This is a genomic window from Mesorhizobium sp. 2RAF45, from assembly GCF_052115225.1.
Lineage (GTDB): Bacteria > Pseudomonadota > Alphaproteobacteria > Rhizobiales > Rhizobiaceae > Mesorhizobium > Mesorhizobium jarvisii.
Genome location: NZ_JBFRGG010000005.1, coordinates 98019 through 119214 on the forward strand (window position 1 = coordinate 98019; position 21196 = coordinate 119214).

18 protein-coding genes are annotated in these 21196 nt (G+C 65.8%); 3 read left to right on the top strand and 15 right to left on the bottom strand.

Annotated features, from left to right (window positions below; all coding sequences use genetic code 11):
- Positions 1–25: 25 nt before the first annotated feature.
- From AB4Z43_RS16100 to AB4Z43_RS16145, 10 genes are all read right to left on the bottom strand, one after another.
- Entirely contained in the window at positions 26–1270 is a 1245-nt protein-coding gene (locus tag AB4Z43_RS16100; protein WP_441938347.1) for an amidohydrolase family protein, read from the bottom strand.
- Positions 1271–1594: 324 nt separating this feature from the next.
- Complete coding sequence (locus AB4Z43_RS16105; RefSeq protein ID WP_441938349.1) at positions 1595–2128, bottom strand: isochorismatase family protein; 534 nt, start codon at positions 2126–2128, stop codon at positions 1595–1597.
- 90 nt (positions 2129–2218) lie between these two features.
- A complete protein-coding gene (locus tag AB4Z43_RS16110; RefSeq protein WP_441938351.1) occupies positions 2219–3799 on the bottom strand; it encodes a WD40 repeat domain-containing protein in 1581 nt (526 codons plus the stop codon).
- Between the two features lie 344 nt (positions 3800–4143).
- Entirely contained in the window at positions 4144–4914 is a 771-nt protein-coding gene (gene xth / locus AB4Z43_RS16115; protein WP_202362129.1) for an exodeoxyribonuclease III, read from the bottom strand.
- A gap of 7 nt (positions 4915–4921) precedes the next feature.
- Positions 4922–5566, bottom strand: a complete 645-nt coding sequence (locus AB4Z43_RS16120; RefSeq protein ID WP_441938354.1) for an alpha/beta hydrolase family protein — start codon at positions 5564–5566, stop codon at positions 4922–4924.
- Between the two features lie 215 nt (positions 5567–5781).
- The gene (locus AB4Z43_RS16125; protein WP_019859519.1) at positions 5782–6906 is read right to left on the bottom strand and encodes a tetratricopeptide repeat protein; all 1125 of its coding nucleotides are present in this window, start codon (positions 6904–6906) and stop codon (positions 5782–5784) included.
- Positions 6903–7811 carry a non-homologous end joining protein Ku gene (gene ku, locus AB4Z43_RS16130; RefSeq protein ID WP_019859520.1) on the bottom strand — a complete coding sequence of 303 codons (909 nt, stop codon included), beginning with the start codon at positions 7809–7811 and terminating at the stop codon, positions 6903–6905. The genes AB4Z43_RS16125 and ku overlap by 4 nt, the downstream gene beginning before the upstream one ends.
- 279 nt (positions 7812–8090) lie before the next feature.
- Complete coding sequence (ligD, locus tag AB4Z43_RS16135) at positions 8091–10592, bottom strand: DNA ligase D (RefSeq protein WP_441938357.1); 2502 nt, start codon at positions 10590–10592, stop codon at positions 8091–8093.
- A 70-nt stretch (positions 10593–10662) separates the two neighbouring features.
- Positions 10663–10887, bottom strand: a complete 225-nt coding sequence (locus tag AB4Z43_RS16140) for a hypothetical protein (protein WP_019859522.1) — start codon at positions 10885–10887, stop codon at positions 10663–10665.
- A gap of 101 nt (positions 10888–10988) precedes the next feature.
- A complete protein-coding gene (locus tag AB4Z43_RS16145; protein WP_019859523.1) occupies positions 10989–11165 on the bottom strand; it encodes a Flp family type IVb pilin in 177 nt (58 codons plus the stop codon).
- Between the two features lie 438 nt (positions 11166–11603).
- On the opposite strand from AB4Z43_RS16145, the gene AB4Z43_RS16150 reads away from it, so the two are divergent.
- Positions 11604–11918 carry an EthD family reductase gene (locus tag AB4Z43_RS16150; protein WP_019859524.1) on the top strand — a complete coding sequence of 105 codons (315 nt, stop codon included), beginning with the start codon at positions 11604–11606 and terminating at the stop codon, positions 11916–11918.
- Positions 11919–11989: 71 nt separating this feature from the next.
- Here AB4Z43_RS16150 and AB4Z43_RS16155 read toward each other — a convergent pair whose 3' ends face one another.
- From AB4Z43_RS16155 to AB4Z43_RS16170, 4 genes are read right to left on the bottom strand one after another with little or no spacing between them, the layout of a single operon-like run.
- The gene (locus tag AB4Z43_RS16155; protein ID WP_441938360.1) at positions 11990–13213 is read right to left on the bottom strand and encodes a GNAT family N-acetyltransferase; all 1224 of its coding nucleotides are present in this window, start codon (positions 13211–13213) and stop codon (positions 11990–11992) included.
- A gap of 28 nt (positions 13214–13241) precedes the next feature.
- Positions 13242–14477, bottom strand: coding sequence for a GNAT family N-acetyltransferase (locus AB4Z43_RS16160; protein ID WP_441938362.1), 1236 nt, complete (start codon positions 14475–14477; stop codon positions 13242–13244).
- Positions 14478–14480: 3 nt separating this feature from the next.
- Positions 14481–15782, bottom strand: coding sequence for a hypothetical protein (locus AB4Z43_RS16165; protein WP_441938364.1), 1302 nt, complete (start codon positions 15780–15782; stop codon positions 14481–14483).
- The gene (locus tag AB4Z43_RS16170) at positions 15779–16948 is read right to left on the bottom strand and encodes a glycosyltransferase (protein WP_441938614.1); all 1170 of its coding nucleotides are present in this window, start codon (positions 16946–16948) and stop codon (positions 15779–15781) included. The genes AB4Z43_RS16165 and AB4Z43_RS16170 overlap by 4 nt, the downstream gene beginning before the upstream one ends.
- 441 nt (positions 16949–17389) lie before the next feature.
- On the opposite strand from AB4Z43_RS16170, the gene AB4Z43_RS16175 reads away from it, so the two are divergent.
- Positions 17390–18559: a DUF1972 domain-containing protein gene (locus tag AB4Z43_RS16175; protein ID WP_240564470.1), complete on the top strand. Its 1170-nt coding sequence runs from the start codon at positions 17390–17392 to the stop codon at positions 18557–18559.
- Positions 18556–19818, top strand: a complete 1263-nt coding sequence (locus AB4Z43_RS16180) for a glycoside hydrolase family 5 protein (protein ID WP_441938366.1) — start codon at positions 18556–18558, stop codon at positions 19816–19818. The genes AB4Z43_RS16175 and AB4Z43_RS16180 overlap by 4 nt, the downstream gene beginning before the upstream one ends.
- 42 nt (positions 19819–19860) lie before the next feature.
- Here AB4Z43_RS16180 and AB4Z43_RS16185 read toward each other — a convergent pair whose 3' ends face one another.
- On the bottom strand, positions 19861–21195 hold the full coding sequence (locus AB4Z43_RS16185) for a VpsF family polysaccharide biosynthesis protein (protein WP_441938368.1): 1335 nt from the start codon (positions 21193–21195) through the stop codon (positions 19861–19863).
- Position 21196: the final 1 nt, after the last annotated feature.

Here is a 21196-nt window from a genome sequence, read left to right on the forward strand (position 1 = left end):
GGGGGGCGGCTGCTGGCCAACACCCTCACCCCATCTTGCCATCCTTCGCTACCGCCCTGCCCCGGCGATAGACCGTGCGGTCCTTTGGCACGGCGACCACCGCCTCGGGCACGTGCTGCGCCGACATGGCGACGAAGTCGGCGCTGGCGCCGACAACGATGCCATAGTCCGCCAGCCCCAGCGCCCTGGCGCCGGCACGGGTCACCACATCGAACGCCGCCTCGAGCTCGCGGTCCTCGTAGAAGCCGGAGCGATAGCCGATCATGTTGGCCCGGTTCAGCATGTCGCCATCGCCGTAGGGCCACCAGGAATCGCGGATGTTGTCGGAACCGCTGAAGACGGTGACGCCAGCCTGCCGCAGGGCCGCCACCGGCGGGAAGGCATGGTTGCCGGGCGCGTTGGTCATGATCGCCACGCCGGCGGCCGCCAGCATCGCGCCGGCCTTCGCCACGGCGTCGGCGGGGATGTCGCCAAGGCCATAGGCATGGCTGACGGCGACATGGCCCGCCATGCCGAGCGCCTTTGTCCGCGCGGCGATCTCCTCGACCTGGAACAGGCCGAGCGCGCCGCCATCATGCAGGTGGATGTCGACGCCGGCGCCATGCTTCTGCGCCAGGGTGAACACCACATCGAGATGGCCGTTCACGTCGCGGTCGAAGCTGGCGGGGTCGAGCCCGCCGACAAGGTCGCAGCCGAGCTTCAGCGCCTCGTCGAGCAGTTCCGCCGTGCCAGGCGAGGACAGGATGCCGCTTTGCGGGAAGGCAACGAGCTGGATGTCGATGAGGTCGCGGTATTTTTCGCGCACGGCCAGGATGGTTTCGACATGGCTGAGCCCGACCGAGGCGTCGACCATGACATGGCTGCGCATGACCAGGCTGCCATTGCCGACGCAGAGCTCGAGCTGGTTCTTCGCGCGCTCCGCCATCGGCGCGGCGCCGGCAAGGTTTCGCGCCTGGAAGGCAACACGCTCGCGCACGTCGAACCCGTTGGTGCAGGGAATGTGCGGGCGCCAGGCATCGCCATAAAACGAGGTGTCGAGATGGATGTGGCCCTCGACGAAGGCCGGCACGACAAGCTGGCCATCAAGGTCGATGATGGCGGGGTCGGCGGTGCCGGGGGCAACGGCGGCGAAATCAGCCGGCGGCGCCTTGCCGGCTGGCGCGATGGCGCTAAAGCGGCCGCCGGTGACGAAGAAATCCGCCAGCGACCCATCGGCCAGCTTCGCGTTGCGAAAAATCGTCTGTTCGCTCAAAATCGTCCGCTCGCTCATGGGCGCCATCTCTCCTGAAAGCGCCAGTCCTCGCCGCCCGCCCGCCGCGGGTCAATGCGGCGGCGGCGAAAAACTGTTTCACGAAATTGCCCTTGGCGAATGTTCCGGCGAGGCAGAGCGCGAATCCGCACCGCGGCTCTTGCCTATTCCGCTTTCGCGGAAGTTTCGGCGGCCCGGCAATGTGCCATTGTGTTATCGCGGCGGTACGAGCCGCCCTGGTTGACGCGGGCGCCCAGCCATCCCAACAATGCGCCCCCCCGCCCGCGTCGGCCATGGCTTGGCACTGTGATCCGTCCGGCGGGCCGGCCTGTTATGACTGCCGCTTCAGCCGCCAACCAGCACCTTCGTCGTCACCAGATTGACGCCGGCCTCGGCGAATTCGTCATTGTGCCGGGCGATGATCTGCTCAGCGCTCTCGCTGGCGCTGTCCAGCGTGCTGTGGGCATCGGAAACCACGGTGACACCGAGCCCCCTGGCGATCGCGCCCCTGACGGTTGCCGCGACGCAAAAATCGCTCTGTGCGCCGAGGATCACGACGCCCCCGTCTCCCTGCCCGGCGACCCAGTCGCCAAAGGCCGGATTGCCGAAAGCATCGCGCACGGATTTGGCGAAGGTCGGCTCATCGTCGGCCTGGCCAAGGGCTGGCCACACCGGCCACCCCGGTTCGCCCGGCGCCAGCGGATCGCCTTCGGGTCCATCATGCCTGACGAAAGCGACCTTGCGTCCACCGCGCCTTGCCCAGTCGATCACCGCCCGGGCGCGCTCGGCAATGGCAGGTGCGTCGTGTATCGGCGGCTCGTGCCGGCCGTCGAACATGCCGGTCTGAAGATCGATCACGACGAGTGGCGCTTTGGCCATGAGGCTGGGTGCTGACATGATTTTTACATAGCATGGCGGGGAAGGCGATCAAGAACTTGCCCAACAAGAAGAACCAGCCTCACCAGACCCTCAACCCGGGGCGCCGGCAAACAGCACCACACCATCCCCTCCAGCCGCTGGCCAATCCCTGATGGTTCGGTCGTAGCCGCCGGTCAGCACCGTGCCGTCGGGGGCGAAGGCCACGGCGTAGATCGGCCCGGTCTGGCTGTCGAACAGGGCGATCTGGTTGCCGGTCTCCATGTCCCACAGCCGTGCCGTGCCGTCGAGCGAGCCCGACAGCAGGCGCTTGCCGTCGGCCGACAGCGCCAGCGTGTAGACCGTGCCTTCATGGCCTTCGAAGCGCTTCACCTCGCGGCCGTTGTCGAGATCCCAGACCTTGATCGTCAGGTCGCCGCTGCCGGTGATCAGATGGTGCCCGTCGGCGGTGAACACCGCGCCATAGGTGCCTTGCTCGTGGCCGTGCCAGCTGCGCAATTGCTTGCCGCTCTCGATGTCCCAGAGTTTCAGCGTGCCGTCGATGCTGCCGCTGAGCGCCTGCTTGCCGTCGGGCGAGACGGCGACCGCGCTGATCGACCAGTCGTGTCCGGTCAGCACATGCAGCACGGAATTGTTGACGAGATCCCAGACGATGACATTGCCGGTGTCATGCCCGCTGACGGCACGCTTGCCGTCCGGGCTGATCGCCAGCTTGTTGACGCCGCCATTCTGGCCGGCCTGGAAGACATGCAGCACAGTGCCGTCGGCAAGTTTGCGCAGCACGATCTCGCCATCGTCGCCGCCCGTCAGCGCGCTGACGCCGTCGGGCATATAGAGCGCGGTGCGCGCCATGTCCTTGTGGACGCCGAGATTGCGGATCAGCTGCTTGCCGCCAATGTCCCACAACTTGATCACACGATCCGTGCTGGCGCTCATGATCGATCGGCCGTCCGGCGCGACCGCAAGCCAGACGACCGCGTCGCGATGGCCGTCCGGCTGCGTCGGCGCCGCCGGCGGTGGTGGCGGCAACGGCGCCACGGTGGGCGGCGGAACGACCGCGACCTCCGGCGGAGCGGCCGGCGCCTGCGGCGCGGATGCCGGCGGCGGGTTGGCGGCTATCGGTGGCGGAGCTGGTTGCGGGGCTGGCGCAGGGGCAGGCTCAGGTGCCGGTGGTGCGCTGGCGACATCCTGGCCCTTCGGCTCGGCGGGTTTGGGCTCGGCAAGTTTGGGTTCATCGGGCTTGGGTTCACTGGGCTTGGGTTCGGCCGTCTTCGGTTCATTCGGCGGTTCGCTCGGCAGGCTGGCCACCTCGCCGCCGCCCCACGGGCCGAACCGGTCGACGGCCAGTGCTGCGAGCACGATCAACGGCAACGCGAAAAAGATCTTGCGCAGGCCGGGCCTGCCGGTCTCCTGCGCCTCGGCCGCGCGGCCGAATAGCGGTGTCCCGGCCAGATGCGTCGGCCGCCCCGGCAATAGCCCGGCCCAGAACAGCACCGCGCCGACGAGGCAGGCGAACGCCAGCAGCGAGAAGGCCACCAGCTGCGTCGCCCAAGGCTCATGCATGACCGTCAGGCCGAAACCCTTGCCGCCCGGCAAGAGATAGAGATGGACAAGGCAAGCCGCGGCCAGCGCCATCAGCAGCACCGCCATCAACCTGTCGGCACCCCTGGTCATGGCGCAAGGCTCATGATGCCGCCAATGACGGCATCGGCCTCGATATTGGCAGGCTGTGGTCGCATCGAATTCCCTCGCCGCGACCGATCTTACGCAAGGCCGCGGCGGAGTCGAGTGGCCGCCGGAGCGAATGCCGCGTGGGCGCGAACGCACGGAAATGGCTGGACATTCCGTGCTTCGTTCGAAACAAGGCTGGGCCAATCAAGGGAGCGTCCATGACACAGGCGACCAAACCGGTGCTGGCCGGCAGGACGGTAACGAGCCTGTCGACGCCCAAATCATGAGCCTGCTGAAGCGCGAATACTCCGGGGCGTCGCCGCTTGCCGGGAGATGACCAAGGCGAGCTACTTCAACTCCACCCAGACAGGCGCATGATCGCTGGCGCCATCCTCGCCGCGCACGTCGCGGTCGATACCCGCCCCCTTCAGTCGGCGGGCGAGCGTCTTCGACAGCAAGATGTGGTCCAGCCTTAAGCCCGCATCGCGCGGCCAGCGGTTCCTGCGGTAATCCCAGAAGGTGTAGAGCGTCTCCTTCGGATAGACCTTGCGCAACGCGTCGACCCAGCCCTGCTCGATGAGGGCGGCGAATGCGGCGCGGCTTTCCGGCTGCACCAGCGCGTTGTCGTCATAGGAGCGCGTGGCATAGATGTCGCGCGGCTCCGGCACGATGTTGTAGTCGCCGGCCAGCACGACCGGCAGGCCGGTGTCGAGGAGTTGCGCCGCATGCGCCTCCAGCCGCTTGTGCCAGGCAAGCTTGTACTGGAATTTCGGCCCCGGCTGCGGATTGCCGTTCGGCGCATAGAGGCAGGCAATGACGATGCCGTCGACCGCCGCCTCGATATAGCGGCTCTGCCGGTCGGCATCGTCGCCGGGCAAGGCATCGCGGGTCAGCACCGGCTCGGCGCCACGCGCCAGGATGGCGACGCCGTTCCATGTCGGCTCACCCTTCCACACCGCGCCAAAACCGGCATCGGCAAGCGCGGTGCGCGGAAACTGCATGTCGCGCGCCTTGAGTTCCTGCAGGCAGACGACATCGGGCTTCGCCACCGCCAGCCATGCCAGCAGGTTTTCCAGCCGGCTGTTGATGTTGTTGATGTTGAAGGTGGCGAGTTTCATGGTTGGATCAGGAGGCGATCCGGCCTGCCCAAGCCTTCACCGTCTCCGCCATGGTCTTCAGATGATCGGACGTCGAGAATCCCGACACACTCTTGCGCGGCTTGAGATCATGGTCGCCATCCTCGAGCCAGATCACCTCGATCGCATCGGACAGCCCATAACCCGCCACCTCGTCGCGCGTGCCGAACTCGTCGCGCGTGCCCTGAAAAATCAGCGTCGGCGTCTTCAGCCCGGTCAAATGCTTGGTGCGCAGCTGGTCGGGTTTTCCGGGCGGATGGAAGGGATATCCGAGACAGACCAGCCCTGAAATCTCGCCCTTGGCAAACATCTCGTCCGCGACCATCGAAGCGACGCGCCCGCCCATCGACTTGCCGCCGATGATAAGCTTCCCGGTCACGCCCTTGGCCCTGAGATCAGCGATCGCCTTGATATATTCCGGGTTGACCGTCTCGGCACGCGGCGGCGGCTTGCGCTGGCCGTAGCGGCGCGCAGCCATATAGTGGAATTCGAAGCGCGCGACCTGGAAGCCGGCGGCGGCCAGCGCCTTGGCGGTGGCGGTCATCGAGGGGGAATCCATCGAAGCGCCGGCGCCATGGGCGAGCAGGATGGTGACGGGAGCGGTGTCGAAGCCATCGAAGAGGAAGCTGGTCATGGGGCGGTCTTCCCGGAAAGGCCGCGTTCCGTCACACCCCCCTCTGGCCTGCCGGCCATCTCCCCCGCGAGGGGGGAGATCGGCAGCTCGCACGCCCGGCCCACCTTTGCAGCGCTGGAGATTGGCGAAAGCGGGTGAGCGCGCAATCTCCCCCCTTGCGGGGGAGATGTCCGGCAGGACAGAAGGGGGTGTTCAAGCGCGACCATTGATCCCCCTCACCCCGCCGTCCGTGCCAGCTGCATATCCACGAACTGCACGCCTTTGGCAGCCACCCCGGCCCATTCGGACTCCGCGTCGAGCTCCAGATACCGCACCCACAGCCGCCGCGCCTCGGGCAGATTGCCGGCGTCGAATTCCAGCCTGGCCAGGTTGAACACCGGATCGGCATAGCTCCTGTCGAGCGCGATCGCCCTCTGCAAATGCCGTCGCGCGGAAGCATCGCGGCCTTGCTCGCTCATCAGCCCGGCGAGGTTGAACCAGGCCTCGACAAAGGCCGGATCGAGCTTTATCGCCCTGGCATAGTCATGCGCGGCATCCGCCGCGTGGCCGCCGGCGCGCAGGCAGTTGGCGCGGTTGAAGGCGGCGATGGCGTCGCTGGGGTCGATGGCGAGGCAGCGCTGGTAAAGTGCGGCAGCACCTTCGTGGTCGCCGCCCTCCTCCGCCGCTTCGGCCTCGGCGAACAAATCTTCCAGCGTGTCGTCGCCTTGTGCCGCGGCGCCCAGATCGAACAGCAATTGCCCGTCGAGCTCGCTCTGGCCGCCTTCGAGATAGATTGCGTCGGGGCGGCCGTGCTGCGAGCCGACGTTGAGCGATTTGGCGGTGAGCGAGGCGACCGGACCGGAGCGGTGCACGGAGCGGGCGATCGCGCCCCAGGTCGCGCCGCCGGCCACCAGCCCGGCATATTTGCGCGCCAGGATCAGGTCGCGGAAGGAATAGGGTTCGCAATCATGCTCGAACGCATCGAACAGCGACAGCAGGTCGAGGTCGGCGCCCAACAGTCGCGATTGCTCGATCAGCGATTGCCGCGACAGTGATGACGCCTCCGGCGCCTTCATCAGGCCGAGCAGGCGCAAAAAACCGTTCTCGCTGATCAGCGTGCGCCCGGCCGCGCGCTCGACGGCGACGCGGCGCTCGATCCCGACATCGCCGTTTTTCGTCAATCCGGCCTTGGCGAGCAGCGCGCGGCCGAACACGACATGCGTCGTGCGCCTGGTGATGCCGCGCCTCAGCTGGCCGTGCTGGCGCTCGACCTCCCGCGCGGCGAGCCGCAAGGGAAATGCCGCCAGCGCGCCGATGGTACCGAAGACGGCCCCCGGAACCGAAACGGCCGGTGCCGTCATTTCTTGCTCTTGCCGACCGCCTTGAGCAGACTGGCCTTCAGCGGATTCTCAGGCGCGCCGCCCGCTGCCGCCTTCTTGGCGGCGGGTTTGGCCACCACTTCGTCGGCCTTGCTCTTCGACTTGGCCGGCGGCTTCGACTGCGACAGGCTGGCCTTCAGCGCATCCATCAGATTGATGACATTGCCACGCTCGGGGGCGGCCGCGATGATCGGCTTGTGGCCCTTCAGCTTCTCGCGGATCATCGCCATCAGCGCGATCTCGTAGCGGTCCTCGTAATCCTTCGGATCGAAGGTGGTTTCCTTCTGCTTGATCAGCGCTTCGGCCAGTTCGAGCATTTCCGGGTCGGGCTTGCCGGCCGGGATGTTGCCGAAATATTCAGCCGTGCCGCGCACTTCGTTCGGGTTCCTCAACGTGCACACGAACATGCCGTTCTCGCGCGCGCCGATCGTCACCACCCGCTCGCGGCTGGACAGCACCAGCCGGGCGATCGCCAGCTTGCCGGATTTGCGCATGGCTTCGCGCAGCACGGCGAAGGTTTCCTCGGCCATCGCCCCGTCCGGCGCCAGGTAATAGGGCGCGTCCTGGTAGATGACATCGACCTCGCCCTCGTCGACGAAGGCCTCGATGTTCATCGTGTGGTTGGATTCGATACGCACCGCGTCGAGGTCGGCATCATCGATGATGATGTACTGCTTGTCCTCGTACTCGTAGCCCTTGACCAGGTCCGAGCGCTCGACGAGCCCGAGTTCGGGATCGACCGGCTTCATGTTGATGCGGTTATGCGTCTTCTTGTGCAGCTGATTGAACGAGATGCGCTCGCTGGTCGTCGTCGCCGGATAGAGCCGGACCGGACAGCTGACGAGGCTGAGCTTGAGATAACCCTTCCAACTTGCCCTGGGCGCCATGATACACTCCTACGCGGCCATGCACTGATACTGCTCAGCGCTTTTCGTCCGAAGGACGAACAAGGCTGCGCAAATCCTACACCGACCCCGCAAGATACTGGCAAATCCCTGACGAAGTGTTTTAGGGCGCTGGAGGGTCGCGGGCGGAGGATAATTCAAATTGTATGAAGCGTCGATGGACTTGGACTCCTTGGCCTAGACAGAGGTTGACAACGACAAGCGCCCCATTTCTTCGTCATCCTAGGGCGGAGCAAGGAGCGAAGCGACGCGGCGCAGACCCTAGGATGACGAAAGATGGGTCGGCACATCCCGCGCAAAATCCTCGATATCCGCCCAGGGATCGCCCGACGTCTCCAGCAGCCCCGGCAGCGAGGAATAATTCAGGTCCTGCGGCGCATCGATCGCCTCCAGATCGCTCCAGCTCACCGGCGTCGAGGCCGGCAGATTGGTGCGGGCGCGCAGCGAATAGGGCGCGGCGGAAGTGTGGCCGCGGGCGTTGCGGTGGTAGTCGATGAAGATGCGCTTCTTGCGGTTTTCCTTGCCCATGGTGGTGGTGAATGTGTCGGGCGCGGTCGCCGCCAGATGGGTGGAGATGGCGCTGGTCGCCTGGTGCAGCTTCTTCCAGTTCTGCTTTTTCGTCACCGGTACGGTGATGTGGATGCCGCTGCCGCCGGACGTCTTGGCGAACGGCACCAGCCCCAGCCCCTCGAGCTCGCCCTTGATGTGGACGGCGGCTTCCACCACTTCGCGCCAGGAAATCCCCGCGCCCGGATCGAGGTCGAAGACGATCTGGTCGGGTTTGTCGAGGCTGGTGCGGTGCGTGCCCCAGGTGTGGAACTCGACGACGCCGAACTGTGCCAGCGCCAGATAGCCTTTTGCCCCTTCGACCGAGAGATAGGATTTGGTCTCGCCCTCGGAATTGGTCGCCTGGAACGTCACCACCGAAGGCGGCATGCCGGTGAAGGCGTGGCGCTGAAAGAAGCAATCCTTTGGCAGGCCGGTCGGGCAGCGCACCAGCGACACCGGACGGCCAAGGATGTGCGGCAGCATGAAGTCGCCGACCAGCGCGTAATAGACGGCGATATCGAGCTTGGTCGGCCCCGTCTTGCCGAACAGCCGCCGCTCCGGATTGGTCACCCAGATGGTGGCAAGATCCGCCTCCGAGATCAGCCGCTTGCGCTTGGCCGAGACCGGCGTCGACAGGCCGACATCCCTGAGACCGCGAAACACGCCATGGCGCAACGCATTGTCCGCCGTGCGGTTGGCGTAATGGATGCGCGCCGAGAACAGCGGCTTCACCCAATGCATCTCGCGCATGATCTCGCGCGGCACGCCTTCCGGCGCCGTGGCGCCGGATGTCAGCGGCTCCAGCCGTGCCAGCAGGTCGGCTGCCGTCTCGGCATCGAAGCCGGTGCCGACCTTGCCGCGATAGTGCAGCTCGCCGTCCTCCCACTCGGCCATGCCGAGTGCCGCCAGCCCTTCCGCCGCGTCGGAAACCGTGTAACCCGCGATAACGAAATCGTCCTTCTGCAGCGCCTTGCACTTGGTCCAGCTCTTGGTGCGGCCGCTCTGGTAGATCGCGCTGGCGCGCTTGGAGACGACGCCTTCGAGCCCGAGCTCCGTCGCCTGGTCGTACAGGCCCTGCCCCGAGCCCTCGACATGGTCGGAGAACTGGATGGCGGAATTCGCCCCGAGCCCGCCAAGCAGCTCAGCCAGCAGCGCCTTGCGCCGGATGAGCGGTGCTTTCAGCAAATCCCAGCCGTCGAGATGCAGGAGGTCGAAGGCATAGAAATGCAGCTTGCTGCCGGCGCCTTCGGCCAGCGCATCCTGCAGCAGCGCGAAGCGGCTGATGCCCTTGGCGTCGAGCACCACGATCTCGCCATCGATGATCGCCTCGCGGCACGGCAGTTTGGCGAACGCATGCGGCAGGTCGCCATAGCGCTTCGTCCAGTCGATGCCGCCCCGGGTGATCAGCCGCACCTGCCCGTCGGACAGATGCGCCATGGTGCGGTAGCCGTCGAATTTGATCTCGTGCAGCCAGAGTTCGTTGGTGTTCTCGGCAGGGCCTTCGCCGCCCGGCGGCTTCAGTGCCTGCGTCGCCAGCTGCGGCTCGATACGGCTGAGCGCCGGCGCCTTCATCGCGCCTGGCAGTTCGCCGGGCTTCAGGGAACCCGGCTTTGGCGCGGACTTCGCTGGCGGTTTCGCGGCGGCCGCCAGTTCCTCGATGCACAGGCCGGATTTCACGCTTTCCGGCCGCGCCTCCAGAATATTCAGCGCCGTGTCGGCGGCGAGGTCGCGCTCCTTGAACAGCAGCCAGTTCTTCTTGTTCTCGTCTTCGCCGGGCTTGGGCTTCAGGCGGGTCAGCATCCAGCCGCCATTGAGCTTTTCGCCGGCCAGCCGGAACTTGAAAGCGCCGGTGCGCAGGCTCTTCTCGACATCGTCCATCGGCGCCCAGGTGCCGGTGTCCCAGACGATCATCGGCCCGCCGCCATATTCCCCCTCGGGAATGACGCCCTCGAAATCGATATATTCGAGCGGATGGTCCTCGGTCTCGACCGCCAGCCTCTTGTCGGCCGGATTGAGCGAGGGCCCACGCGGCACCGCCCAGCTCTTCAGCACGTCGCCGACCTGCAGGCGCAGATCGTAGTGATCCGCCGTGGCGTGGTGCTTGTGGACGACGAAGCGGTTGTCGTCGCCAGTGATCAGCCCGCCGGCCGGTTCCGGCGTTTTGGAAAATTCGCGCTTGGCGCGATAGGTTTTGAGTTTGGCGGGAGCGGGCATGGGTCAGCGCTCGAAGCGCTTGGCAAGCAGGAGCAACCGCCGCGTTCCGGAACGGATGGAAGTCACGCTGTCAATCGTCGGCGGCCGGCGTCAGCTCGAGCTCGGCCGGCGACAGGCCCTGCTGCAGCTGGCTCAGCCGGAACTCATCCACCCAATAGGCCTCACCGTCGACCAGCACGCGGGCGCGGTAGGCGCCGTCAGAAAAGCTCTGCGCGGTGATGTAGACCTTGTGGGCGTCGAGCGCCTTGCGCACCGCGGCGCGCTTGGCATTCTGGCTGGTGACGGGACTGAACATGACGCTGCCCTCGGTCGCCCTGACACATCAGGCGACTGGCTCAAGGATGACGGAGACGAACTGTCCTGTCAATTTCGCGGGTTGGCGACCGTGGCCGACCGTTACGACCCGCTGCTGTTGAGCGTGTTGCCGATTTTCGTGAACTTGGCGTTGATCGCATTGCCGAGCGCACCGGCGCCGGCGATGATGGCGAGCGCGATGAGGGCGGCGATCAGGCCATACTCGATGGCGGTAGCACCGGTTTCATCTCGCATGAAACGGGAAACAATTGATGGCATTGCAAGCCCTTGGTTTCTTAGCCCTCACACAACCTAGTACAGATCGTGAGTTGCAGTTCGGTTAAATTCTGCCAGAGTTTTGAAGGTGCTTGCCCGCGGGATTGAATCAAAACATGAAGCATCGGCCATGGCTAGGGACAGGCAGTCCGGACCGGAGCTGTTTTCAACTTGCCGGTCCGGAACCACCCACCGCCTTGTGTCCTTCCCAAGACACTGAACCAGATAAAAGCATCGACGCCGATCCGCTTTGACATGGATCAAGTGCGCAGCCGCAGGCACCGGCCGGCGGCCAAGATGGCGAGGCGCGGAACGTCTCCTGGCGCCGGCCCCATGCCGTTGGTCTCGCGAAAACCCGCATCCCTGTCGAAATCCGCTTCCGGCGAACGACATTGGTGCGGCGCCGACGAGGCGCGATCACCTCAAACAGGGAGCACCACCATGGCCAAGATGCTTGTCATCTACAAAACCCCCGCCGATCCGGCGGCCTTCGAGCGTCACTACCACGACATTCACGTGCCGCTGGCCAAGCAATTGCCCGGACTGCATCGCTACGAGATCAGCCGGTCGCCGGTCATGAACGTCCTGCCGGGCGAGACGCCCTACAGGGTCGCCATCCTCTATTTCGACAGTCTGGAGGCCATTCGCACAGCCTTTGCCAGCGAGATCGGCCGCGCCTGCGCAGAGGACCGGCGCAAATTCGCCGGGGATGACGATCTGGTGACGATGCTGCTCTTCGACACCGAGCCGCTGTGAGCCGTCACGTCGTGGCGCACGGCCATCAATTCCTGCTCCCGAAGCCGCTTCGGGAGCCGTTCTTCAATTCTTCAATTCTTCAATCGCCGAAATCGCCGCATCACGCCCTGCACGGCCTTGTACAGCCCGGGCTTGGAGCGCACGAAAAGCTCGGTCTTGCCGCGCAACTGGATAAAGGTGGTCGAGCCCCGGCCGCGCAGCGTCACCGCCTCGCACAATTCTGCCAGCACCGCGCTCGAAGCGCCGATGTGCTGCTTGTAGCCCTGGCTGCCGACCGACAGGTCGAAACAGTCGAGCCCCTGCGCCACCCCCCACATCATCAGCTTGCCCATCGTCGTCAGGCCTGGCGAGGCGTTGGCCACCGCGTCGTGATCGATCCCGAGCAAAAGCGCGTGCAAGGTGCCCTTCATGACAAGTACGTACATGACGGCGAGATAGGCTTCACCGACACGCAGCCCAAACAGCCGCACAGAGCCGTCGGACAGGCCCTGCAGGGCGGCATTGCGGTAGAATTCGACGATCGGCGCCTGCGTCAGCAGGTCGAAGCGCCCGAGTTCGCGGAAGCGGTTGAGCCTGAGCTCGAGCAGCGTCGCGAAATGCGCCTCCACCATGTCGGGCGTCTCGGCTTCGACCAGATCGAGCTTGCCCATCTGTTCGAAGCGGCGGCAGTGCTTGTGGAAATTCTTGGCGAAGGACGATTTGCAGATGCGCTTGATCAGCGTCTCCGGATCGCCGCTCAGGGCCAGGCTCGAAGCGATCTGGATGGAATCGCGCGCCTGCGAAAGCAGCGCCAGCGGATTGGCGACGCCGTGAATCTCTCGCGGAATCCCCGCTATGTGGAAGCGGTCCGTCGGCGGCAGCACGGCGCGCACCGCCGCCCAGGCGGCGTCGGCGCTCTGCGTGGTCCAGGGCCTCGCATCGGCCAGCAGCGGCGCGGAATAATCGCACACGCCGCAGCTCAGCCATTCGATCACATAATGGCCCATGGCCCGGCGGCGCATCAGCGGCAACAGCATGACCGGCGCGCCCGTTGCGGCGTCGTTGACCTCGACGACCAGCAGTTCCGCGCTTTTGGGCATCAGACGGTTTGCGATCCCTTCCACCCAGGCAAGGCCCTGATGGCCCGTGCACAAGCCGGTCGCCTCGAGGCGCAACCACAGCGGCCTTACGGAATCGAAGCTGGTGTGCAGCCGCGCGGCAAAGCGCGCGGCGGCGCCCCAACCGGCGATAATTGGGGAAAGAGGTTGGTCCGGTGCATCCCCAACCGCGACTATTCGCACTGCCTGGCCTGCCACGTACTTCTCCCGTCGTTCAGGCCTGCTCTCAACGTCCTCCACGCGAACGCCGCAAACCTCGCATCAGTCTCTGGGCCACATTGAGCAGCCGTGGTTTGGATCGCACGAAGGCCTCGGTCCGGTTGCGTAGATCGATGGCGTTGCTCGCCGCCCTGCCCCGCATCGTGTACCCATGGCAGAGTTCCACAAGAACCGAACCCTTGGCGCCCATATGTTCCTTGTAGCTCTGGTTGCCGACCGACAGGTCGAAATAGCCGAAGTCTTGCTCGCGTGCCCAACTCATCAACCTGCCAATGATCGCCAGTCCGGGTGAAACATTGGGCACGACGCTCTGGTCCATGGCTATCAGCAGAGCATGAACAGTCCCTTGATGGACAAGCAGATATTGAACCGCGATCAGGGAGCCGCCGACGCGCAGCCCGAAGAGCCGCACCGAGCCGTCCGACAAGCCCTGGATGGCCGCTTCACGGTAGAAATCGACAACCGCCTCCTGCGTAAGCAGGTCGAAGCGGCCAAGCTCGCGGAAGCGGCTGAGCCGCATCCGGACCAGTTCGCCGAAGATTTCCTCCACCTGGTCAGGCGAACCGGCCTGGACGAGTTCCACATCGCCGAGCCTTTCGAGCCGGCGCCAGTCCTTGCCGAATTCCTTGGCGAAAGATGGCCTGCAGAGACGCTTGAGCACGGTTTCCGGGTCGCCGTCGATGGCAAGACCGAAGGTGGTCTGGACGGAATCGCGCGTGGTCGTCAGCAAGGCCAGGGGATTGGCGACGCCGCTGATCTGCTGCGGTATTCCCGTGATATGGAAGCGATCCGCCGACGGCAGCACGGAACGCACCGCCGCCCACGCAGCCTGCGCCGATTGGGCGGTCCACGCACCCGCATCGGCCAGCAGCGGTGCCGAATAGTCGCACACGCCACAGCTCAGCCACTCGATCACCCGATGCTGGAAGGCTGATCGCAGCATCAGCGGCACCAGCATCAAGGGCGCGCCCGTCACCGCGTCGTTCACTTCAACGATGAGCGGCTCCGCGCCTGCCGGCATCAGCCGCGCCACGATCCCCTGCACCCACGCAAAATGCTGGTGGGCGGTGCAGACACCGTCCATTTGGAAGCGCAGCCAGAGCGGCCTGACCGCTTCAAGGCTTGTGTGCAATCGCGCCGTGTACGCATCGTTCGCGGGGACGGTCACCGGACGGGAGGCTTCCCCTACGGGCAAGCCGTCATCCACCGCAGCAATTTGTACCACCTGGCCAGCCACATCCATCTCCTATCGCTTTACCGCGGCGAACGTGACCGCCCGCCGCCAGGAGCCCAAACGGCTGTTACGCTGCTGGTCCGGATGCTCGATGTTCCACATGCGGTGGTGCGCGAAATACCATGATGCCGCGAGCACGAAGGTCTCGGAGACCGCGGAGCCCAGCAGCGCCCATGGTGGGGACGCGACGGCCAGCAGGATGGCGATCAGCGCCAGCCCGACGATGGCGCCGCCCATGGTGATGAAGGCGACGATGCGGAAATCACCGAATATCTCCAGGACGATGCGGGGCATGATGTAGAGCATGATCGGGATAAAATTGACCGTCACGAAAAGCCCGATGAACTCGACCGAGGCATCCTGCAGGGCCTGGGACTTGATCATCGGCAGGACGAACAGGATGGCGCATCCATAGGCCAGGCCGCCGAGCCCCATGACGACCGACCAGATCTTCGCCTGCGACCAGACGCGGCGCGTTTCATTGTGCCGCATCAGCTTGGCGAGCTCCGGCTGCGTCATGTTGACGAAAGCAAGGCTGATGATGCGCAGCGGCGCGAACAGCACGATCACCGCCGCCAGCGGCGCGTAGGCCGCGGGTCCGGCAATGCCGGCGACCAGCAAAGCCAGGCATTGCCCCTGGATGTTGGTGGTGGTCGCGCTGAAGGCCGACCAGCACAGCTGGCGCCAGAGTCTGGTATAGCGCCGCCGCGTCGGCATGCGGAAGCTGATGCGAAGCGTGCGGGGCGCCAGCCGGGCCAGCACGAGGATGCCGATCACATTGGCCGCGGCAAGGGCATAGAACACGGTCTGCAGCGCGGCCTCGGCGAACCAGATCGCCAGGGCGGCGAACACGGTGCCGGCGATTGTGAAAGCCGCGTCGCTGACGGAGACGATCACCTGCTGGCGGCGCGCGAAGAATGCCGTACGCATATGGCTGCGCAGCGACCAGGCGCCGACAAAGCAGCCGGCCGCGATGCCGCTCGGGTCGCCCAGGAGACGCATCAGGATAACCGTGCCGACGGCCATCAGCAGCGCCACCACCAGCGCCGCGGATCCGAAGGCCACGTCATGAGCATCGACGCCGGCACTGTTGGTGCTCTTGCCCATCCATATCGAGGCGGGAACGGCGGTCAGCGATCTGATGTAGGACAGGCCGACGCCGCCCATCACCATGGCGATGGCGAAGAGGCCGTAGCCTTGCGCCGACAACATGTGCAACAGCGCGATGTTGAGGGCGAAATGAAAGCCGCTCTGCATCGCCTCGCCGCCGATCATCAGCACGAGGCGCCGCACCAGATGGAGGGGGAACTTCACGGCCTTGTCTCCGCCTGGCGGGTGCTGGCCGTCCGGCCCGGCCTTGCGATGGCAGCCTTCAGCTTGTCGGCGGCGATCGCCGCGATCGCGGCCGCTGCGACCGGTTCGCTGAACACCGTCTCGTAGCGCTTGCGCCCGGCGGCGACGAAACCGCGCCAGGCTTCAGGGGCGAGGATGATCTCCTGCAACTTCGCGGCCAACGCTGCTGCATTGCCTGGCGGAACATGCCAGCCGGTCTCTCCGTCTGCGACCACTTCGACCAGCCCGCCGATCGCCGACACCAGCGGCGGCCGGCCATAGGCCATCGCCTCGATGGCGACGCGGCCGAGCGATTCCGGACGCCGCGACGGCACGGTGACGATGTCGGCCCAGCGATAATGCTCCGAAGGGTCCGGGATGAAAGGCAAGGTGCTGACCTGTCCGGCCAGCCCCATGGTTTCGACCAGTTCGGCCAGGGCGCGCTCGCGCTCGACGCTTTCGAAGGCGCCGCCGACCAGCCGCACCTCGATCCTTGACTTGACTTCGGCCGGCAGCGAGGCGATCGCCTCCAGAAGCACTTCCTGGCCCTTGATCCGGTTGACGCGGCCAAGCAGCAGCACCCGCAGCGGGCGCTTGCCGTCATAGGTCATCGCCTCCGCCGACGCCGGACCGGCAACGCCATTATAGACGACGTAGGAGCGCGCGGATCTGGGCTCGCCGAACGTGTCGCGCGTCGCTTTCGAGTTGAAGATGAGATCGGCATGGCTCCAGTGCATGAGCCCGACGAGGATCCGGCGCAGCACGCCTTCGGGAATTTCATGGATGTGCAGCAGCGCCTTGGAAGGCAGCAGGCGCGAGGCCAGCGCATAATCGGCGACGATCGAAGTGTTGACATAGACGAGGTCGCAAGCGCTGAGGCGCCGCCATGCCCGCCACAGCGCGACCGGCAGCCGCGCCATCTCGATGGTCGCCAGCCTCAGCACCGCCTGGCGCCTGAGCACCCAGAGCGGCTCGAAGACGATGCGGCTGGCATGAGGCTTCAGGATTTCGACGATCGGTCCGCTGCGCGGCAGGACCACTTCGATGTCGGCCGACGGAAACGCGGCGCGCAGCGCCGCCACGCTCTCCGCGAAGCTGCGGTCGGAGCCGTAGAGTTCGTACCCCTGATGGATGCAGGCAATCCGCATCTTCACGCGCATCTTTCTGCCAGCGGTGGTGTGACAATTCCGCCGCCTGACCATACCGGCGATCGGAAACGTCAAGCCCAACACCCCTTTGGACTTCACTGGTTTTCAGTGCGGTCATGAAACGGATCTGTTCCGGTTCACCACACCAACGCTGCACGCCTTCCGCCGTTTCCGGCGCGCAGAAGTCCATCAGCAAGGTTCATGCCGGGCTAATATATCCATTTATATCCATTAGCGGGCCGACTGGCCCCGGCATCGCCTCGTTTCGGTACACATACGTTCGGAAAGTTGACCGATAGTGAAACAACTCCGGCGGCTGGAACAAATATTTTACAACCCGAATGCGACAATGGCTGGAATCGGGCCTGGCAGGCTTATTGCAAGGCCGAGACGGGACAGCCTTCCACAGCGGGTCGGACGGATTTGAAAGCGCCAGCAGCCATGAAACCGGAACAGCCTTCCATCCTGATCCTGGGAACGCGCGGCATCCCCGCGGCCCATGGCGGCTTCGAGACCTTCGCCGAGAGACTGGCGCTTTTTCTGGTCGCACGCGGCTGGAAGGTCGGCGTCTACTGCCAGGAAGAGGTCGAGCGGGTCGACCAGAGGGTGCGCCTCGACAGCTGGCGCGGCATCGACCTTATCCACGTCCAGGTCGCCTCGAAAGGCCCGCGCGCGACGCTGGAATTCGACTGGCAATGCGTGCTCGACGCTGCGCGCCGGCCCGGCGTCTGCCTGGTGCTCGGCTACAATGGCGCGGTCTTCCTGACCTGGCTCAGGCTGATGCGGCGCAAGGTCATCACCAATATGGACGGTATCGAGTGGCGCCGCCCCAAATGGGGGCGCGCGGCGCGCACCTGGTTCTGGCTCAATGAGTGGATCGGCGCCTGGGCTTCGCACCGGCTGGTCGCCGATCATCCGGTCATTGCCGATCACCTGGCGACGCGCCGGCCGCGCAGCGCCATTTCCACCATCGCCTATGGCGCCGATCCGGTGACATCGGCACCCGAAGCGCCGGTGCGCGCGCTCGGCCTCGAGCCCGGAAAATACCTGATCTCGATCGCCCGCATCGAGCCCGACAACAGCATCCTGCCGATCGTCGAAGCCTTCTGCAGTCGCAAGCGCGACATGAAGCTGGTGGTGCTGGGCACGCTGTCCGACCAGATCCCCTATCATGTCGCGGTCCGCAAGGCAGCGAACGCCTCGGTGGTCCTGCCCGGCGCCATCTACGACCAGGCGGCGGTGAAGGCGCTGCGGTACCATGCGCGCGCGTACATGCATGGCCACACGGTCGGCGGCACCAACCCGTCGCTGGTCGAGGCGCTGGCCGCCGGCAACATGGTGATCGCGCACGACAATCCCTACAACAAATGGGTCGCCGGAGCCGCCGCCATCTATTTCACCGATACGCAAAGCTGCGCCGAGCGGATGCAGCAGGCGATGGAGGACGACGCGCTGGTCAAGGCCTGCGGCGAGGCCGCGAGGACGCGCGCGCGCGAAGCCTTCCGCTGGGAGGATGTGCTTCTGGCCTACGAGAATGAGGCCTACCGGCTTCTCGGCGTCACATCGGCCCGAACGGCCGCGATCGACCGCCCCTCGCCCGGCGCGGTATGACGGGCTGGTCGCGCCGGCGGCTTCTCACCACCGCGCTGTCGACAGCGCTGGTGCCTGCCGCGCTGGCGCCGCTTTCGTCCGCGCGAGCGGCAAGTGGTGAATGGCGTTTCCGCCGTGGCGTCAACGCCTGGCCCTGGTTCGCGCTGACACGCGAATTTCCCGCGCCGCGCACCGACTATGACTGGCCGCCCTTCCAGTCGCAGCGGCCGGTGCCGACCCCGGACGACCTTGGTCGGCTGCGCGCCACCGGGCTCGATTTCATCCGCCTGCCCGTCGATCCCGGTCCGTTCCTGGCGGGAGACGACGCCACGCGCGGCAAGCTGCTGGACATGCTGGACGCCGCCGTCGCCGCCACGCTCGCCGCCGGTCTCGGCATCATCGTCAACGTCCAGGCCAATGGCGCCACGCATTACTGGAACCCCGACCGCATGGTCTCCAGCACCGAGGCTCCGGCCTTCGGCCTCTACCGGGCGCTGGTCGGCGAGCTTGCCGGCAGGCTGGACCGGTTCACGCCGGGCATGGTGGCGCTGGAACCGGTCAACGAACCGGCGCAATCCTGCGATTCCAACGTCTGGGCGCAGGTCCAGGCATCCCTGCTGACCGCGGCCAGGGCGTCAGCCCGGACCTTGCCGCTGGTCGTCACCGGCGGCTGCGGCTCGATGGTGAGCGGGCTGGCGGCACTCGATCCGGCGCCGCTGGCATCCTTCGAGCCGATCCTGTTCACCTTCCACTTTTACGAGCCCTATCTGTTCAGCCATCAGGGCGCGCCCTGGATGCGCGAGCCGGTCTACCGCTCGCTGAACAATGTGCCGTGGCCGGCCTCCGCCGGCTCGCTCGACGCGACGCTCGCCTCGGTCAGAACGCGCATGGCGCAGGATACCGAGACCTCGGAAGCGGACAAGCAGGCCGCCTATGCCGAAACCGAGCGCGTGCTGAAAGTCTATTTCGACGCCCGGCCAGACCGCTGGTTCATCGACAAATATCTCAGCCAGGCGCGCGACTGGGCCGATAGTCACGGTGTTGCCCCGGAGCGTGTCATCATGGGCGAATTCGGCGCGCTGCGCACCGACGCCCGTTACACCGCCGCCCCCAACCCCGACCGCGCCCGCTACATTTCCGATGTCCGCCAGAGCGCCGAGGCGGCCGGCTTCCCCTGGGCCTTCTGGGACCTCTTCGACGGCATGGGCATGATGGACGACACCACGCGCGCGCTGGATCCGGCGATGGTCGAGGCGCTTGGGTTGGTGATGCCGGGATAGGCACCCACCGTTCCACACAGGCAATCGTCGCGTTCTACGGCGCTACCTTCGCCCGGCTTGCACCCTCTGCCCCACCACACCCCTTGCCGGCCTATAAAGCACCAGCGCGATCACCACGAATTTGGTCATCAGCGTCGTCTTCGACGCCAGGCTTTCGGAGGTGTTGAGCAGGATCAGCCAGCCCAACATCAGCAGCCAGATGCCGGCATGGCAGCGGCGCGCGACTTCGTGCATGAACAGCGCGAAGCCGACGAACAGCAGCAAGGTGAAGAAGGCGCCCTGGTAGAGGACCATGCGGATGATCGGGTTCTCGATGCCTTGCTCGAGGCCGCTGATGCGGCGCAGGCTCTCGATGAGGTCGATGTCAGGCCCCACGATCAGGTCGCGCAGTTCGAAATGTTTGAACAGTTCGAACATCTCGACGCGGGCATTGGCGCTGCCGGAGTCCGACACGAAGCGCTCGAGCAGCGCATCGAAAAAGCCGTATGCCGCCGCGACCGCGATGACGACCGGCACCAGCGCGGCAAGGATCAGGCCGAGCGCCGCGCCGAGCAGGTTGACGCGCCCCGTGCGCAAGCCGCGCAGCCCCTGGACGAGCAGGTAGCAGCCGCCGAGCACGATCGTCAGCACCATCGCGGAGCGGCCGCCAAAGGCGACGAGGGCCGCGCATTGCAGGCCGATCAGTCCGAGCCGCACCGGCATCGACAGGGATCTCGAACCGGAGAGCAGCGCCAGCACATAGATCGAGGTGACCGTGGCGTTGGACAGCGGATGGCCCTGAAGCGCCGTCGAGCGCAGGTCGCTCATGAACGCCTCGCCGTCGAGGCGATAGGGAAAGAGCAGCGTCTTGGTGGCGAACTCGAACAGAGCGAGCAGCGCGTTCACGGTCATGATGGCGTGAACGACGGTCTGCATCCGGGCGAATGTCTTCTCGTCGTCCTCGGCCAGCATCATAACCAGCAGCGCCGGCGCCACGAACGTGTCGACCATGCCGGCCATGCCGGGACGCTGCCTGGCGACGACGACCACCAAGAGCACGATCGAGATGACCGCCATCAGCGTGCTGGCCGGCCGCCGGTCGGCGACGGCCACCATATAGCCGACCGGGTTGCCGAAGGTGCAGGCGCGCCAGGCAAACACCAATACGAGCAGATAGGTCGACGGATGGATCTTGGTCGCCGGGTTGCCGGTCAGGCCGTCGTAATTGTAGCCCACCAGCCACAGCATGCCGCCGGAGATGGCGAACAGCAGCGCCACCGTCGCGACCAGGCCGAAGCGCGTGATCCAGTCGACGGAATCGCCGGCGCGGACTTGATCGGAACCGGCCCAGCCGGCCGCCGGGTTGGCTGTCCGGGTGTCGGTCCCGGTCGCGGCCATG